General features: G+C 75.1%; 15 protein-coding genes. 11 read left to right on the top strand and 4 right to left on the bottom strand.

What is annotated here, in order from left to right; all coding sequences use genetic code 11:
- Window positions 1-9: 9 nt before the first annotated feature.
- Window positions 10-1,143, bottom strand: coding sequence for an N-acetylmuramoyl-L-alanine amidase (locus ACGFIA_RS27685; protein ID WP_393262870.1), 1,134 nt, complete (start codon window positions 1,141-1,143; stop codon window positions 10-12).
- Between the two features lie 449 nt (window positions 1,144-1,592).
- Here ACGFIA_RS27685 and ACGFIA_RS27680 point away from each other — a divergent pair, with 449 nt between their 5' ends.
- From ACGFIA_RS27680 to ACGFIA_RS27640, 9 genes are all read left to right on the top strand, one after another.
- Entirely contained in the window at window positions 1,593-1,802 is a 210-nt protein-coding gene (locus ACGFIA_RS27680; protein WP_393262867.1) for a TlpA family protein disulfide reductase, read from the top strand.
- A 114-nt stretch (window positions 1,803-1,916) separates the two neighbouring features.
- A complete protein-coding gene (locus ACGFIA_RS27675) occupies window positions 1,917-2,357 on the top strand; it encodes a DUF4395 domain-containing protein (RefSeq protein ID WP_357390002.1) in 441 nt (146 codons plus the stop codon).
- Between the two features lie 42 nt (window positions 2,358-2,399).
- Window positions 2,400-4,187, top strand: coding sequence for a hypothetical protein (locus tag ACGFIA_RS27670; RefSeq protein WP_357390004.1), 1,788 nt, complete (start codon window positions 2,400-2,402; stop codon window positions 4,185-4,187).
- Between the two features lie 291 nt (window positions 4,188-4,478).
- Window positions 4,479-6,098: a serine/threonine-protein kinase gene (locus tag ACGFIA_RS27665; protein ID WP_357480124.1), complete on the top strand. Its 1,620-nt coding sequence runs from the start codon at window positions 4,479-4,481 to the stop codon at window positions 6,096-6,098.
- Between the two features lie 54 nt (window positions 6,099-6,152).
- Window positions 6,153-7,379 (top strand): hypothetical protein, encoded by a 1,227-nt coding sequence (locus ACGFIA_RS27660; RefSeq protein WP_357390008.1) that lies wholly within the window; start codon window positions 6,153-6,155, stop codon window positions 7,377-7,379.
- Between the two features lie 73 nt (window positions 7,380-7,452).
- Window positions 7,453-8,478, top strand: a complete 1,026-nt coding sequence (locus ACGFIA_RS27655) for a hypothetical protein (protein ID WP_357480129.1) — start codon at window positions 7,453-7,455, stop codon at window positions 8,476-8,478.
- A 203-nt stretch (window positions 8,479-8,681) separates the two neighbouring features.
- Complete coding sequence (locus ACGFIA_RS27650) at window positions 8,682-9,896, top strand: MFS transporter (RefSeq protein WP_357390012.1); 1,215 nt, start codon at window positions 8,682-8,684, stop codon at window positions 9,894-9,896.
- 80 nt (window positions 9,897-9,976) lie between these two features.
- Window positions 9,977-11,839, top strand: a complete 1,863-nt coding sequence (locus ACGFIA_RS27645) for a transketolase (RefSeq protein ID WP_357480134.1) — start codon at window positions 9,977-9,979, stop codon at window positions 11,837-11,839.
- A gap of 88 nt (window positions 11,840-11,927) precedes the next feature.
- Window positions 11,928-12,317 carry a DUF2267 domain-containing protein gene (locus ACGFIA_RS27640; protein ID WP_357471537.1) on the top strand — a complete coding sequence of 130 codons (390 nt, stop codon included), beginning with the start codon at window positions 11,928-11,930 and terminating at the stop codon, window positions 12,315-12,317.
- Window positions 12,318-12,389: 72 nt separating this feature from the next.
- Here the strand turns inward: ACGFIA_RS27640 and ACGFIA_RS27635 are convergent, their stop codons facing one another.
- Window positions 12,390-12,806, bottom strand: a complete 417-nt coding sequence (locus ACGFIA_RS27635) for a YchJ family protein (protein WP_357390018.1) — start codon at window positions 12,804-12,806, stop codon at window positions 12,390-12,392.
- Window positions 12,807-12,906: 100 nt separating this feature from the next.
- Between ACGFIA_RS27635 and ACGFIA_RS27630 the strand changes: the two genes are divergently transcribed.
- Window positions 12,907-13,587, top strand: coding sequence for a tyrosine-protein phosphatase (locus ACGFIA_RS27630; protein WP_357390020.1), 681 nt, complete (start codon window positions 12,907-12,909; stop codon window positions 13,585-13,587).
- A gap of 79 nt (window positions 13,588-13,666) precedes the next feature.
- The gene (locus tag ACGFIA_RS27625) at window positions 13,667-14,668 is read left to right on the top strand and encodes an aminoglycoside phosphotransferase family protein (RefSeq protein ID WP_357390022.1); all 1,002 of its coding nucleotides are present in this window, start codon (window positions 13,667-13,669) and stop codon (window positions 14,666-14,668) included.
- 3 nt (window positions 14,669-14,671) lie between these two features.
- On the opposite strand, the gene ACGFIA_RS27620 is transcribed toward ACGFIA_RS27625, so the two are convergent.
- A complete protein-coding gene (locus ACGFIA_RS27620) occupies window positions 14,672-15,313 on the bottom strand; it encodes a class F sortase (RefSeq protein WP_357390024.1) in 642 nt (213 codons plus the stop codon).
- Window positions 15,314-15,385: 72 nt separating this feature from the next.
- Window positions 15,386-15,868, bottom strand: coding sequence for a hypothetical protein (locus ACGFIA_RS27615; RefSeq protein WP_357390026.1), 483 nt, complete (start codon window positions 15,866-15,868; stop codon window positions 15,386-15,388).
- Window positions 15,869-15,935: the final 67 nt, after the last annotated feature.

Genomic DNA, 15,935 nt, shown 5'->3' with positions numbered 1-15,935 from the left:
GGTGCGCCGTCAGTGCTTGTGGAACGACTGGCGCACCACACCCCCCACCAGCGCGCACCAGGTGGTGGTGCTGATCTTGCCGTTGGGCGGTAGTCCGTGCAGGCGCTGGAGGTCCTTCACCGCCGTGCGGGTGGCGTGGTCGTACTCGCCGGTCGGGACGACCTCGGCGTAGCCCTTGGAGGCGAGCATGAACTGCGCGGCGGTCACCGGGATCCCGCTCGACTTCTGGTCCAGCTCCGGTGCCAGGGTCTCCCAGGTCGGCGCCGTGAGCGTGGCGTCGACGTCGACCGGGATGCCGTTGCGGGCCTGCCAGTCCTGCACCGCCGCGACGGTGGCCGCGTCGAACACGCCGGTGACCGGCACGGTGTAGCCCTGGAACGTCAGCAGGTACTGCGCGACCCGGACCACCGGCCCGCCGACGAAGCGCCAGATGTCCGGCCAGCGGCGGGCCGGCACGTCGCCCAGGTCGGTGCCGAGTTCCTTGAACACCGCGCGGCGCAGCGCCGGGAACTCGCGGTAGAACATCGCCCCCGGGCAGAGTGTGGCGCGGAAGTCCCAGTGGCCGAAGATGTCGTGCGCGTGCAGCCCGTACTGCCGGCAGATCGCGGTGCACAGCCGGGCGAGGGAGTCGAGCAGCTCCTCCGGCGGCGTCTCGGTGACGTACGTGCCCTCGTTCTCGATGCCGATGGCCCGCCCGTTCTCGCCCGGGCAGTGCGCGGCGATCATCTGCCGGTCACCGGCCCGCAGCCGGCCCAGGCTGCCGTGCCGTCCCTCCAGGACGTGACCGCCGCGGCTCACCGTGAAGTGCTGCCCGGTGTCGGACCAGCCGTTGCCGTCCATGTGGAGGTCCTGGCAGTCGCGGGCGAGCTGCTTGGCGTGCTCCTCGGAGTAGTCGGTGACGTTCGGGAACGCCATGTGGTGCACGATGATCTTGTTGGTCGGGATCGCGCTCACCGAGAGCGGGTCGGCCGGCGGGCGGGCGGCCCACCCGTCGCAGCTGATGATCCAGTCGAGGTCCGCGCCCGGCGCCGCCTGCGCGGCGGCCGGCAGGGCGAGCTCGCTCCCGACGACCGCGACCGCGGCGGCGCCGAGGCCGGCCCGCAGCAGCGTACGGCGGTCCAGCTCGGGGTGGTCGAAGTGCATCTCGCCTCCTCGATGGCCCGACCCGCGCCGGGCGATGTAAAGGAACTGCAAGGAATGCGCGTGTGGTGGAGAATATTGCCAAGCGCGCGCGGTGCGCCAGAGGACAAAAGCGACGTTCGCCGGCCGTTCCTACCGCCGGAGTAGGCGATCTCACATCCGCTGACCGGGACGGACCATGTCCTTCCGCTACCTGCCGTGGCAGCCTGGGCCGATGCAGTCGCCCAGCCCGGCCGGGATCGTCGTGCTCCTCGCGGTGCTCGCGGCCGCCACCGCGTTCGGCTGGTGGCGCCGCCGCCACGACGGGCGGCTGCGCGCCGTCCGGAATCGCCCATCGACCGCTGCCGGGGCGCCGCACCGGGCCACCCTCACCGCCCTCGGGGTACGCCCCGGCGAGGTCACGCTGGTGCAGTTCTCCGCCCCGGTCTGCGCCCTGCCGGGCCGCCCGCCGGGTGCTCGCCGACGTCGCCGCCCGCCACGACGGCGTGACCGTGCTGGAGGTCGGCGTGGACGAACACCTCGACGCGGCCCGGGAACTGGACGTGTGGCGTACCCCGACCGTGCTGGTGGTGGACGCGGCCGGCCGCGTGGTGCGCCGGGCAGCGGGCGTGCCCGACCGCGACGACCTGACCGCCGCGCTCACCGTCGGAGCCGGGCGATGACCGGCGTACGGCTGACCCGCCGCCGGGTGGTGGACCACGGGCGGCTCGCCACGAGCCTCTGTGCGGCGGCGCGTCCCGCCTGACCGACCGCCCCCGCACGAACGGACCGACCCCATGCTGCTCGACCCCCGGGGACCGCGCTTCGCCGCCGTCCTCACCACAGCCGTCCTCGCGCTCGTCCTCGTCACCGGCTCCGGGCTGCTCCTGCTCGCCCAGGCCGTCGTGTTCGCGCTCACCGCCCTGAACCCGCGCCTCGGGCCGTACGGTCTGCTGTTCCGCGCCCTGGTGGCGCCCCGGCTGGACCCGCCGGCGGAGCTGGAGCCGGTCGCGCCGGTGCGTTTCGCCCAGGTCGTCGGCCTGGCCTTCAGTGTCGTCGGCGCGGCCGGCTGGTTCGCCGGGCTGCCCGCGCTCGGCCTGTCCGCCACCGGCGCCGCGCTGGCCGCTGCCTTCGGAAACGCCGCGTTCGGGCTCTGCCTCGGCTGCGAGGCGTACCTGGCGATCCGGCGGCTGGCCGGGCGCCCGCTCGCCGCCCGGGTGGCGGTACCCCCGCGCTGATGTTCCGCACGTACGCTGGCCCCGGCGGGATGGGGGAGTGGCATGGCGGGTCGTGGACGGCTGGACCGGCGTAGCCTGCTCGTCGCCGCGGGCGGGCTGGCGGTCGCCGGGATCGGCGTGCCGGTCGGGCTGGCCGCCACCAGCGACAGGCCGCCGCCCCCGCCGCGCGGCCGGCGGCCGGTCAGCATGGCGATGCACCTGCACGCCTCGTTCAGCGAGGGCGTGGCCAGCTACGCCGCCCACCTCGACCAGGCCCGCCGCAACGGCGTCGACGTGCTCTGGTGGACCGACCACGACTTCCGGGTCGCCGCCCACGACCACCGCCGCGTCGTCCACTTCGACGGGCCGGAGGAACGCGAGGGCGGCCTGGCCTGGACCTGGCAGCCGGCCACCGAGGGGCGCCTGTCCGCCCCGGCCGCCGACTTCGTGGACGTGCCGGACGCCCCCGACGGCCCGGGCCGCGCGCTGCGCCTCACCGCCGCCGGTGCCGGCACCCACTGGTACGCGGGCAAGGCGTGGAACTGGACGCACACCTCCAACATCTCCGACACCACACTGCACCTCGACGTACGCCCCGAGGCGGCCGGCCGGGACGCCACGCTCACCGTGGAGCTGGCGCTCTCGCACCACCCGGCCGGAACCGGCCGGCCCGCCGGGCAGCTCGTGCTGCGCTACCGCCTCGGCGGCGTGGACACGACCCGGCACACGGTCGACGGCCGGCACGGCACTGTGGAACTGCCCGCCCCGGCCGGCGCCTGGCGGCGGCACACGTTCGACCTGCTCGCCGACGTACGTCGGCTCTGGCCGGACCTGGTCGCCGGGGACAACTCGCTGCGCGGGCTGCGCCTCGGCGTGACGGTGGCCGGTGGCGCGCGCGGCGCGTACCTGGTGGACCGGCTCGTCTTCGACCGGGCCCGCCGCGCCGGGCAGGCGGGCGAGGAACTGCGCGCCGAGGTGCTGCGCGGCTACGACGGCGCGTATCCCGGCGTCACCCACCACCGCGCGTACGAGGTGTCCATGGTGCGGCACCTCAACTGGTTCGGCGGTGACGGCACGCTGCCGCGCTTCCCGTCCCCGCCGTACCGGGACAACGACGTCGACGCCACCGAGAGGATGGTGGAGTTCCTGCACTCGCACGGCGGCGTGGTCTGCTGGAACCACCCGCTGGACGCGGAGCGCCGCGAGTCGCTGGCCCGGCTGCTGGTGAGCCGCGACGCGCTCGGCGTCGACCTGATCGAGATCGGCCGGAGACCGGTCGAGGACCACCTGTGGGCGTACGACGTGGCGGCCCGCAACGCGATCCCGCTCACCGCCGTGGGAGTCACCGACGACCACGACGGCACCGACTGGCGGGCCGGCCGGGACCGGAACGTCACATCGGTCTGGGCGGCCTCGACCGGCCGGGACGACCTGGTCGCGGCGCTGCGCGCCGGGCAGGCGTGGTTCGCCGACCTGGCCGGCTACCGGGGCGCGCTGGACCTGGAACTGGGTGGCCGCAGCGCCATGGGCGCCCTCGCCGTGCTCGCCGAGGAGGCCGTCACGGTGCGGCTGCGCGCCACCGACCTGCCGGCCGGGGCCACGCTGGAGACGGTCACCGGCGCGGTCGACCGGGCCGGTGTCGCGGACCCGACACCGGCTGTCCGGGTCGGGCAGGTTGCCTGGCGGCAGTTGCGGCAGGGCTGGCACGACCTGCCGGTGCGCGTCGGCGCCGGCACGTACGTGCGTACCCAGATCCGCGACCGCGACGGGGAGATAGTAGGCGCGAGCAACCCCCTCTGGCTGCTCCGCACCCCTCCACCCGCAGGCATCCCCCCAGCCCGCCGCTTCTGACCGCCCCCGGTCCCAGCCCGTCGACCATGAAGGTGGCGGCGATCTCCGTCCTCTTTGTCCCCGGCCAACTTCATGATCAACGAGGTGAGGGTGGTTGCCGGGGTCTGGTACTCGTGGCGGTGTGTCCGATAACGACCAACTGCCGTGCGGTGCCGCGCCGTACCGGGAACCGGGCGCCGACCGGCGTCCGGAAGCAGCCGTTGCGGCGATGGCCGACGGCCGTGGCGCGGTGAGAATGACGACCGAGGCGGCACCCGACATCCGCCCGTGGGACGCCGTGGAGTCTGTCGCATGAGCGGCTGGGAACTGTCCGGATACACGCCGGTCCGCCGGCTCGGCGCCGGCGCGTCGGGCAGCGTCGTGCTCGCCACCCACGACCCGACCGGCACCCCGGTCGCGATCAAGTACCTGGTCCGCGACCTGGGCGCGGACTCGGCGTTCCGGACCGCGTTCCGCACCGAGGCCCGGCTGCTCGGCGAGATCGACGACCCGCACGTCAGCCGCCTCTACGAGTACGTGGAGAGCCCGCACGGCGCGGCCATCGTGATGGAGCTGGTCGACGGGGTCTCGCTGCGCCAGATGCTTCGCGAACACGGCCCGACCACGCCCGAGGCCGCGCTCTGCGTCCTCAAGGGCTCGCTCGCCGGCCTGGCCGCCGCGCACGCCCACGGAGTCGTGCACCGTGACTACAAGCCGGAGAACGTCCTGGTCACCGGCACCGGGCTGAGCAAGCTCGCCGACTTCGGCATCGCCATGCCGATCGGCCAGGGCTCCGGCGCCACTGTCTCCGGCACGCCCCGCTACATGGCCCCCGAGCAGTGGACCGGCGCCCCGGCCAGCCCGGCGTGCGACGTCTACGCCGCCACCGCCACGTTCTTCGAGTGCCTCACCGGCCGGCCCCCGTACCAGGGGCCGGACCTGCTCTCCCTGCGCGACCAGCACGCCGGCGCACCGATCCCCGCCGAGGCGGCGCCCCCGCCGGTGCACGAGCTGCTGCGCCACGGCATGGCCAAACGCCCCGACGATCGCCCGCCGACCGCCGAGGCGTTCCTGGACCTGCTGGAACGGGTCGCCGGCATCGGGTACGGCCCCGACTGGGAGGAACGCGGGCTGCGGGAGCTCGCCCGGCGGGCCGCGCTGCTCGCCGCGCTGTGGCCGTTCCCCGAGCGGGCCGGGGGCGCCACCGCCGTCGCGCACACCGAACTCGGCACGACCACCGGCCGGGGCGGACGGTTCCGTCAGGGCCGCGCCCGTACCGCTCTGGCCGCCGGCACCCTGGTCGCCGCCGCCCTGGCCGGTGGCGCCGGCTACAGCTACGCCGCCAACGACGGCACCTCCGCCGCCGGTCCCACCGGCCCGGCGAGCGCTGCTCCCGCCACCGCCGCCGGCACGCCCGCACCGGACCCGACCGGCTCCGAGACACCCAGCCCGTCGCCGACACCCGGCCCGGCCACCGCGGCCGCCGCGCCGCCACCGCCCACGCCGGACCGGACCGGAACGCCGACCCGCACCGGCACGCCCACCCCCAGCGCGTCGCGCAGCACCAGCCCGCCGCCGGACGTGACAGCGCCGGTCGTGGACGGCGTACGCGCCGACCCGGGGGAGCTGGACCCGAAGGGCTGCCCCTACGGCGCCAAGAGCAGCACCGTCACCGCCACCGTCACCGACGACCGCAGTGGCGCGGCCGCGCTCACCGTCACCTTCGGCTACACCCTCGACGGCGCCACCGGCACGATCCGGATGTCCGCCACCGGGCGCGGCGTGTTCACCGGCACGCTCGGCCCGCTGTCCACGCCCAGGAGCAGCACCCGGATCCCCGTCCGGGTCACCGCCGCCGACGCCGCCGGCAACACGACCACCTCGGCGTCACCTGTGTATGTGACGCTCTACCACGACTGCACCCCCGGCTAGGAGTACGACAGTGCCCACCGTCCCGCACCGCAGCCCGTCCCGGGGAACCTCCGCGTGACCCGCCCCGACGAGCCCACCGAGGCGCTGCCCACCCGCGCCCTGCCGATCACCGGTGACGCGGACACCGCCGAGCCCACCGTCGACCTGGTCCGGCCGCGAGCCGACGCCGACTCGACGGTCCCGCTCGCCGTCACGCGGGCGGAGCAGACCGCCGAGAAAGCGGAGCCGACAGTGCCGCTCGTCGTGGAGCGGGCGGAGCCGCCCGCCGGCGGTGCCGAGCCGACAACCGTGCTGGTAATCGACAACGCGGAGCCGACCGTCCGGCTCGCCGTCGACACCCCGGCGGCGACCGGCAGGTCGGAGCCCACCGTCCACCTCCCCGGGGCGGCGGGTGACCAGCCACCGACCGCCGAACCCACGGTCCACCTGACGGCGATCCCCGGCGGGGACGACCGCACCGCAGACCTCGCCGCCCCGGCCACGCCGACGCCGCCCGATGCCGAGCAGACCGTGCACGTGCGCCCAGGCCGGGCAGACGACGCGGGCGAGGCGACGGTCCAGATGCGCCCGCCAGCCGGAAACGCGACCGGGCAGGCCACCGTCTACCCGCGCCCGACGGGGCGTCCCGGCGCGGAACCGACCGCATCATGGCAGCCCACCGCCTCCTGGCAACCCACCGGCGGGCCGCCTCGGGGGCACCACTCCGGGACGGCGGCGACGGACGGCGGGGCGTACCCGGATCGGACCGGCGACGCGCGGGCGGTGAGTGGCGGGCCGGCTCCGGGTGGCGAGCTGCGCTTCGGTCCGGGCGTGCCGGCGACGCCGCCGCCCGCGCCGCAGTGGCCCACCGCGCCCCCGATCCGCACGCGTCCGGTCTGGCGACGCGTCGTCTCGGTGCTGTCCACGCTGCTCACCGCGGCGCTGCTGCTGGCGGCCGGCCTCTACCTGTGGCAGCGGTTGCATCCGCTGGAGGTCGAGGGGGTCACCGTCGCGGTGTCCCGGCCGGCCGGGGTGGCCTGCGACGTGACAGTCGACGTGGTCGCCACGGTGCGCACCAACGGGCGCGGCGGGACGATCCGCTACCAGTGGTTCCGCACCGGCGCGCCGCCCGGCGCCGTGCTCACCGAACGGGTCGGCAGCGGGCAGCAGACCGCCGCCCTCACGCTCAAGTGGACGTTCAGCGGGGTCGGGGCGACCGCCGCGATCGCCACCGTCAACATCATCGAACCGGCGCCGACGCAGGCCAGCACCCGGGTCGTCTACCGCTGCCCGGGCGGCTGACCGCGTTTCCCCGCGCGCGGGTCCGGGTAGCCCCACCCGAACAAACCTGGACCACGTACGTGGAGGCCCTTCGATGAGAGACAACTTCGGGGACGCGGTGGGCGACGCGTTCCGTTCGGTAATGCTGTTCCTGCCCAAGGCGGTCGCGTTCATCGCGATCCTGGTCGCCGGCTGGCTGATCGCCAAGGCCGTGCTCAAGCTCGTCGACAAGGTGCTGGAGCGGGTCCACTTCGACCGCGCCGTCGAGCGCGGCGGGATCAAGACCGCGCTGGCCCGCTCCAAGTACGACGCCAGCGACATCGTCGCCAAGCTCGCCTACTACGGGGTGCTGCTGGTCACGCTCCAGCTCGCGTTCGGCATCTGGGGCCCGAACCCCATCTCCGACCTGATCGCCGGCGTGATCGCCTGGCTGCCCCGGGCGTTCGTCGCCATCGTCATCGTGGTGGTCGCGGCGGCCATCGCCCGCGCGGTGAAGGACATCATCTCCAGCGCGCTCGGCGGCCTCTCGTACGGCCGGGTGCTGGCGAACCTCGCCTCGGTGTTCATCCTGGGTCTCGGTGTCATTGCCGCGCTCAACCAGATCGGCGTCGCCACCACGGTCACCACCCCGGTGCTGATCGCGGTGCTCGCCACCATCGGCGGCATCCTGGTCGTCGGCGTCGGCGGCGGGCTGGTCCGGCCGATGCAGAGCCGCTGGGAGAACTGGCTGACCCGGGCCGAGGAGGAGTCGCGCACCATCGCCACGCACGCCCGCGCCTACCAGGCCGGCCGGCGTGACGTCGAGGCCCGCCTCGCGGCCTCCGGCCCGTACGCGGACTCGGAGCTGACCCAGCCGGTGAGCCGCGACGCCGAGGCGGACCGCACCCAGCCGGTCCCGGCGTACCCGGCCACCCCGTCGGCCCCGGCCGCCACCGGTGCGGACCCCACCGAGCCGGTGCCGTCGCAGGCGGGCGCGGAGGCCACGCAGCACATTCCGGCGTACGCCGACTCCGAGCGCACCCAGCCGGCCACGCCGCGCCAGCCGACCGCCGAGCAGGCCGCGGACAGCGAGGCCACCATGGTCATTCCGCAGGCCGACGTGGAGAAGTTCCGCCGCTGACCCGACAGCGGCGACGAATCGGGGCGGGACCGCACGGTCCCGCCCCGATCTCGTGCCCGCCGGGGACCACCCGGGCGCCTCGCGGCAGATAGGATTCCGGCATGACCTGGCGATGTTGATGCCTTCCTGAGCGACGAGGCCGCGGGCCGCCGCGGACGCCGTGCATTGCGACCGGTGTCCGTCACGTCCCGTGGGAAGGTTCCATGCTCGTCGCTCCGGCCCGCGTGCCCGCTACCCGCCGCCTGGCGGCGACGCTCTACGGGTACGCGTTCCTCACCGACCTCGTCCTGCTCTACCCGCTCTACGTGCTGCTGTTCGCCGACACCGGGCTGTCGGTCGGGCAGATCTCCTCGCTGTTCGTGCTCTGGGCGGCCGCCGGCATCCTGCTGGAGGTGCCCTCCGGCGTGTGGGCCGACGCGGTGTCGCGCCGCCTGCTGCTCTGCCTGGCGCCGCTGCTGGCCGCCGCCGGGTTCGCGCTCTGGGTGCTGCTGCCGTCCTATCCGGCGTTCGCCGTCGGCTTCCTGCTCTGGGGCGCCGGTGGCGCGCTGCGCTCCGGGGCGCTGGAGGCACTCGTCTTCACCGAGCTGGAACGCCTCGGCGCCACCGACCGGTACGCCCGGCTGATCGGCCGGACCCGCACCGCCGAGGTGCTCGGCGCGGTCGGGTCCGGGGTGCTCGCCGGGCCGGTGTTCGCGCTCGGCGGCTACCTCGCCGTCGGCGCGGCGAGCGTGGCGACGTGCCTGCTGGCGGCGGCCGTCGCGGCCCGCTTCCCGGAACACCGCCCACCACCCGCCGCGGCGCCGCCGGGCGTCGGGCCGGGGGAGAAGCCGGGTGACGACGAGCCCGGCTGGCTGGACAGCCTGCGGCTCGGACTGGCCGAGGTGCGGGCCGACCGCCGCGTCCGCGCCGCCGTGCTGCTGGTCGCGGCCGTCACCGCGATCTGGGGCGGGCTCGACGAGTACACCGGGCTGCTGGCCGCCGACACCGGCACGGCCGAGGCGGGCGTACCGCTGCTGCTCCTGGTGGTGTGGGCCGGGATGACGGTGGGCGGGCTGCTGGCGCCGCTGGGCGAGCGGCTGACCCACCGGGGGTACGCCGGTCTGCTGGTGTTCGCGGCGACGGCGACGGCGGCCGGGGCGCTGCTGCGGCACCCGGCCGGGTTCCTGCTGCTGGCGGCCGCGTTCGCCGCGTTCCAGCTGGCCACCGTGCTCGCCGACGTGCGGCTCCAGGCCCGGATCGCCGGGTCGGCCCGGGCCACGGTCACCTCGCTGGCCGGGATGGCCACCGATCTGACAGTCGTCGCCTTCTACGGCGGGTACGGGCTGCTCGCCGGCGCCGTGGGCAACCCGGCGGCCTTCGCGGTCGCGGTCCTGCCGTACCTGCTGGTGGCGCTCTGGCTGCTCACCGGTCGGGCGTGAATCGCCAGAAAGGGGACCAATGGTCGCGTTCGCGGCCTAGCGTTGGTCCGGAAATTCGGCGACCCCGGGAGACGATCGCGGTGACGTTGGAAGCAGAGCGCACACTGCGCGACGAGGAGCTGACCGGGCTGGCCGAACTGGCCGCCCAGCTGCGGGTGGACGCCATCAGGTGCAGCACGATGGCCGGCTCCGGGCACCCCACGTCCAGCCTGTCCGCCGCCGACCTGCTCGCCGTGCTGGTCGCCCGGCACCTGCGCTACGACTGGTCCTACCCCGACAACCCCGGCAACGACCACCTGATCTTCTCCAAGGGGCACGCCTCGCCACTGCTGTACGCGGTGTTCCGGGCCACCGGCGCGATCAGCGAGCAGGAGCTGCTGGAGACGTACCGGCGGGCCGGCTCGCGCCTGCAGGGTCACCCGACGCCGGTGCTGCCCTGGGTGGACGTGGCCACCGGCTCGCTCGGGCAGGGCCTGCCGGTCGGCGTCGGGGTGGCGCTGGCCGCCCAGTACCTCGACCGCTCGCCCGCGCACGTCTGGGTGCTCTGCGGCGACAGCGAGACCGCCGAGGGATCGGTGTGGGAGGCGCTGGACAAGGCCGGCCACTACGGGCTGCGCAACCTCACCACGATCGTGGACGTCAACCGGTTCGGCCAGCGCGGCCCCACCGAGCTGGAGTGGGACCTGGACACCTACCGGCGGCGCGTCGAGGCGTTCGGCTGCCAGGCGATCGTCGTGGACGGCCACGACCTCGGCGCGATCGACGAGGCGTACGGGCAGGCACGCGACGCCACCGGGCCGACAGTGGTGCTGGCCCGCACGGTCAAGGGCAGGGGCGTGCCCGAGGTGGAGAACGACCCGGCCTGGCACGGCAAGCCGTTCGACTCGGAGCTGGCCGACCGGGCCGTCCGGGCGCTCGGCGGCCCCTGGCGCATCCGGGTCGCCGGACCGAAACCACCACCCGCGCCGCGCACCGCAGCGGCCGGGCACGGGCAGCCGGAACTGCCCCGGTACGAGCGCGGGACGAAGGTCGCCACGCGGGACGCGTACGGCGACGCGCTGCGCGCCCTCGGGGCCGCCCGGCCCGACGTGGTAGCGCTCGACGGCGAGGTCAGCGACTCCACCCGGGCGGAACGCTTCGCCGCCGCGTACCCGGATCGGTTCTTCCAGATGTTCATCGCCGAGCAGCAGCTCGCCGCCGCGGCGGTGGGCCTGGCGGTGCGCGGCTACCGGCCGTTCGCCGCGACGTTCGCCGCGTTCTGGTCCCGGGCGTACGACTTCATCCGGATGGCCGGCGTCTCCCGCGCCGACATCGCGCTCGTCGGCTCGCACGCCGGGGTGGAGATCGGCCCGGACGGCCCGTCCCAGATGGGGCTGGAGGACATCGCGGCGCTGCGCGCGGTCCCCGGCTCCACGGTGCTGTGCCCGGCCGACGCGGTCTCCTGCGCGGCCCTGGTCGCCCAGCTGCCCGACCACCCGGGGGTCAGCTACCTGCGGACGACGCGCGGCGCGTACCCGGTGCTCTACGACGACGCCGAGCCGTTCCCGATCGGCGGCAGCCGGATGCCGCGTGACGGCGGGGACGTGGCGCTGCTCGGCACCGGCGTGACGGTGCACCTCTGCCTCGCCGCCGCCGACGAGCTGACCCGCGAGGGCATCGAGGCCCGGGTGATCGACCTGTACTCGATCAAGCCGGTGGACCGGCAGCGCCTCGCCGAGGCGGTGGTGGAGACCGGCGGGCGGCTCGTCGTGGTCGAGGACCACTACCCGGAGGGCGGGCTGGGCTCCGCGGTGCTGGAGGCGCTGGCCGACCTGGGCGAACCGGCCCGGGTCAACCACCTGGCGGTACGCGGGCTGCCCGGCTCCGGCACCCCCGCCCAGCAGCTCGACCGGGCCGGCATCGGCGTCGGCGCGATCGTCTCGGCGGCCCGGGCCCTGGCCTGAGCCGGTGCTCGCCCCCGGCGGCGCGGGGTGGTGTTTGCCGGGGCCGGCGGCGGGTAGCCACGCTGTCGGTGCGACGGGAGGACGGGCGATGGCCGAACCGGAGTTCTACGCGCGGGTTTCCGCCCGCGCCGGCGTGCCGGTGGAGACGGCCCGCGCGCTGACCGAGGCGACACTGCGCACGCTCGCCGAGCGGATCAGCGGCGGCGAGGCCGACGACCTGTCCGCGCACGTCGCGCACGAGTTGCGTCCGCTGCTGGCACGCGCCCGGGTCGACGATCCCGAGGTCTTCGGGTACGACGAGTTCCTGCGCCGGGTCGCCGAACGCTCCGGCGCGACACCGTCCGACGCCGAGCGTGGCGCCCGGGCGGTGTTGCAGGCCCTGCACCGGGTGATCGGGCCCGCCCAGTTCAACCGGGCGCTGTCCCAGCTGCCCCGGGAGATCGCCGAACTCGCTCAGCCCGCCCCGCGCCCCGCCTAGGCGAAAGGAAGGGCCCCCTCTTAACGCCTCCGGTAGAGGAAGGGCCCCTTGTTAACAGCCGACCGTGCGGCGTCACTGCGGCAGCGCGTCCAAGTAGACCCAGCGGCCGTCCTCGCGGGCGAAGCGGCTGTGCTCGGCCAGCACGCCCGCCTGCCCGCCCTCGCGGTAGTGCGCCCGGAACCGGACCGTACCAGCGCTGTCGAACAGCCCGCCCTGCCCGGTCTCCACGATCTCCAGCCGGGTCCAGCGGGTGCCCGGATCCAGCTCCAGCCGGTCGGGCCGGGTGGTGGAGTGCCAGCTGTGCCGCAGGTAGGCGGCGTCGCCGAGCGCGAACGCGCTGAACCGGGACCGCATCAGCGCCTCCGCTGTCGCCACCGTCGCCTCGCCCCGGTGCACCGGGCCGCAGCAGTCCGCGTACGGCCGGCCGGTGCCACACGGGCAGGCCGCCGGACGCTCACCCGCGCCCTCGCGCGCCTTCCGTCTCGCCATCCGGCGATTCTCTCCCACACCACGATCGCCCTCGCCGCCGGTAGGCCGGGATATCCCGGACGGGACAGGGTGAGAGGGTGCACCTCGTATAGTCGCCTCCATGATCACTCGTGGGGCCACGGCCGACGCCACCACCGGCGGTTCCGGCGTCCGGAACTTCCGCGACGCGGGCGGCGTCGGATCGTTGCGCCGTGGGGTCCTGTATCGCTCTGGCGCCCTGCATCTCCTGAGGCCCGAGGGCGCCCGGGAGCTGGAGGATCTCGGGCTACGCACGGTCATCGACCTCCGCAGCATCCGAGAGGTGGCCGACCGGCCGGACCGGTGCGCGGGTCTCGACGTCAAGCAGTGGCACTTTCCGGTGTTCACCGAGCAGAGCTGGCCGGACGACCAGGTGGCGCTGTACCCGTACATGGCTGAGCAGGCCGGTCGTGCCACCGTCGCGATCATCCGGCAGCTCATCACCCCCGGTGCGCTACCTGCCCTGGTCCACTGCGCCTCCGGCAAGGACCGCACCGGAGTCGTCGTCGCCGTCATCCAGACTCTCCTGAATGCTTCCGATGCGGAGGTCACCCAGGACTTCCTGCGCTCGAACGCCGCTCTGGGCCTCACCGGATCGCCGGCCGGCGCGGCGATCGGACACGGCACCCGCCCGGTGACCGCAGCGCACCTGCTTCATGCCATGGTGTGGATCCGCAGCCACCACGGCTCGGTCTCCGCCTATCTCCAGGCTGCCGGCGCCACCGAGGCCGAACTGGAGGCCCTGCGGGGGGTTCTTGCCTGAACCGGTCGTCCCGCCGGCCGGTGGCCGCACGTCTTCACGATCGCTGCGCCCACGACGCAGGCACTACGCTCCCCGGTCCATGAGTGTGAGTCCGACTCAGCGTGTCCTCGACCCCGATCAGGTCCGCCGCTACCTGACCGCCTCGCTCGGATCCGGCGCCGAGGTGGCCGGCTGCGGCCCGCTGACCGGGGGCGGGTTCGCCGCCGTCTGGTGGGTACGCCTCACCGACGGCCGCGAGGTGGTGCTCAAGGTCGGTCCGCCGCCGCACGTGCCGCTGCTGCGCTACGAGCGCGACATGATCGGCGCGGAGGCGCACTACCTGCGCCTGGTAGCCGGCCGCGCGCCGGGGGTGCCGACGCCGGCGCTGCTGCACCACGGCACCGACCCCGAGCTGGGCGACTGGCTGCTCATGGCGCGGCTGCCAGGTCGTACCCTCTGGGACCTGACCCGGGCCGGCGCGGACGTCGGGCCGCTGCGCGCGGAGTTCGGGCGCGCGCTCGCCGCGCTGCACGCCGTCACCGGCGAGCGGTACGGCTACGACGGCGACCGGGCCTCCGGCGCGACGTGGCGGGACGCGTACACGGCGATGGTGGACGACATGCTCGCCGACTCGGCGGACTGGGCCGTGCCGCTGCCGGTGCCCGCGTCCCGGATCCGGGAACTGGTGGCCCGGCACGCGACGGTGCTCGACGCGGTCCGCCGCCCGGCGCTGCTGCACTTCGACGGCTGGGCCGGGAACGTGCTCGCCGTCGACGGCCCGGACGGCACGCCGCGACTGAGCGGCCTGGTCGACGGCGAGCGGTACCTGTGGGGCGACCCGCTGATGGACCTGGTGTCGCCGCTGCTGTTCCGCCGCGCCGAGGACGAGCCGGACGACCCGCTGGTACGCGCCTACCGGGCGGCGGCGCCGTTCCCGCTCGACGCCGGGGCGCGGCGGCGGCTCGGGCTCTACCGGCTCTACCTCTATCTGCTGATGACTGTCGAGATGCCCAGCCGGAACATCACCGCCGGCAACGATCCCGGCCGGGTGGAGCTGCTGGCGAAGCTGCTCGGCGCGGAACTGGCCGACCTGGCCGGCTGAGCCTCACCGGGTCGCGGTGGCGAAGACGACGATGTTGTCCGGGTAGCTGCCGGTACCCGGGTCGAACCGCCCGCCGCACGTGATCAGCCGCAGCCGGGCCGCCGCGTCGCCGCCGTAGACCCGCGCGGTGGGGAAGCGCTCCTTCGGGTACGCGCCGACGCCGTCCACAGTGAACGTCGCGGTCCGGCCGTCGGCCCGCAGCACCCGGATCGTGTCGCCGCCGCGCAGCCGCCCGAGGTCGAAGAAGACCGCCGGGCCGTGCTGCGAGTCGACGTGCCCGACCAGAACCGCGTTGCCGGCCTGGCCGGGGGCGGGACCGGGGTGGTACCAGCCGGTGACCTCTGGCCGTTCCAGCGGCGGCACCTCCAGCGCGCCGTCGGCGTCGGTGGCGACCGGGACGACCTCGGCGTCCACGCCGATGCGCGGGATGGAGACCCGGACCGGCGTGGACCGGGAAAGTGCCGGGCCGGCCGTACCGGGGCGTTCGGTGGCGGGCGCGGCGGATACGCCGGGCTGCGGTGGCGGCGTCGACGTGCTGCCGAGCCCGGCCGAGACCAGTCCGGCGCCGGTGGCTGCGGCGAGCGTGACGGCGGTGACCAGAACGACGGTGCGCAGACGCGCCCGCCGCTGCGACTCCGACAGCATCCCACCTCCGTCCGACAGGACGCGGCGCCCGCGCCGGGACGTCCGGCGCGGGTGGGCCGCTCGGCGAGCCGGTCAGGCCGTGGCGCCCGCGCGGCGCCGGCGGACGACCGCGTACGCGCCGCCGGCGAGCGCCCCGGCGGCCAGCACGCCGCCGGCGACGAGCACGCCGGTGTCGCCGTCGCGTCCGCCGCCACCGGCCTGCGCGCCGCCGATCGGGGTGACGGTGAACGTGGCGCTGCCGCCGTCGCTGCCGTCGCCGCACGTGGTGGCGACGGTGTACGTGCCGAGCGTGAACCCGGCGGTGAACAGTTCGGCGCTCAGGCCGCCGCCCGCGGCCGCGGTGGTGGACCTGACGTTCTGGTCCCGGTCCGGGCCGGTGACCCGGAAGATCGCGTCACCGGCGTTCGGGTTGCACGTGGTGGTCAGTACGACGGTGCCGCCGACCGGGGTGGTGGCGGGTGAGACCCTGGTGTCCGCCAGCGCGGCGGCCGGGAGCAGCAGTGCGCCGAGGCCCACGCCGAACGCCGCCGATCCGAGAAATGACTGTGCCTTCATCCGCGTCTTCCCTCACTTTTCGTCCGCTGTAGGCGTGGGACGTCGTTCGGGTGGCCAACTCCGTGAC

The organism is Micromonospora sp. NPDC049203 (assembly GCF_043197215.1).
Lineage (GTDB): Bacteria > Actinomycetota > Actinomycetes > Mycobacteriales > Micromonosporaceae > Micromonospora.
The sequence above is the reverse complement of the archived record's forward strand: the minus strand, read 5'-3'. Positions and strand labels throughout refer to the sequence as shown.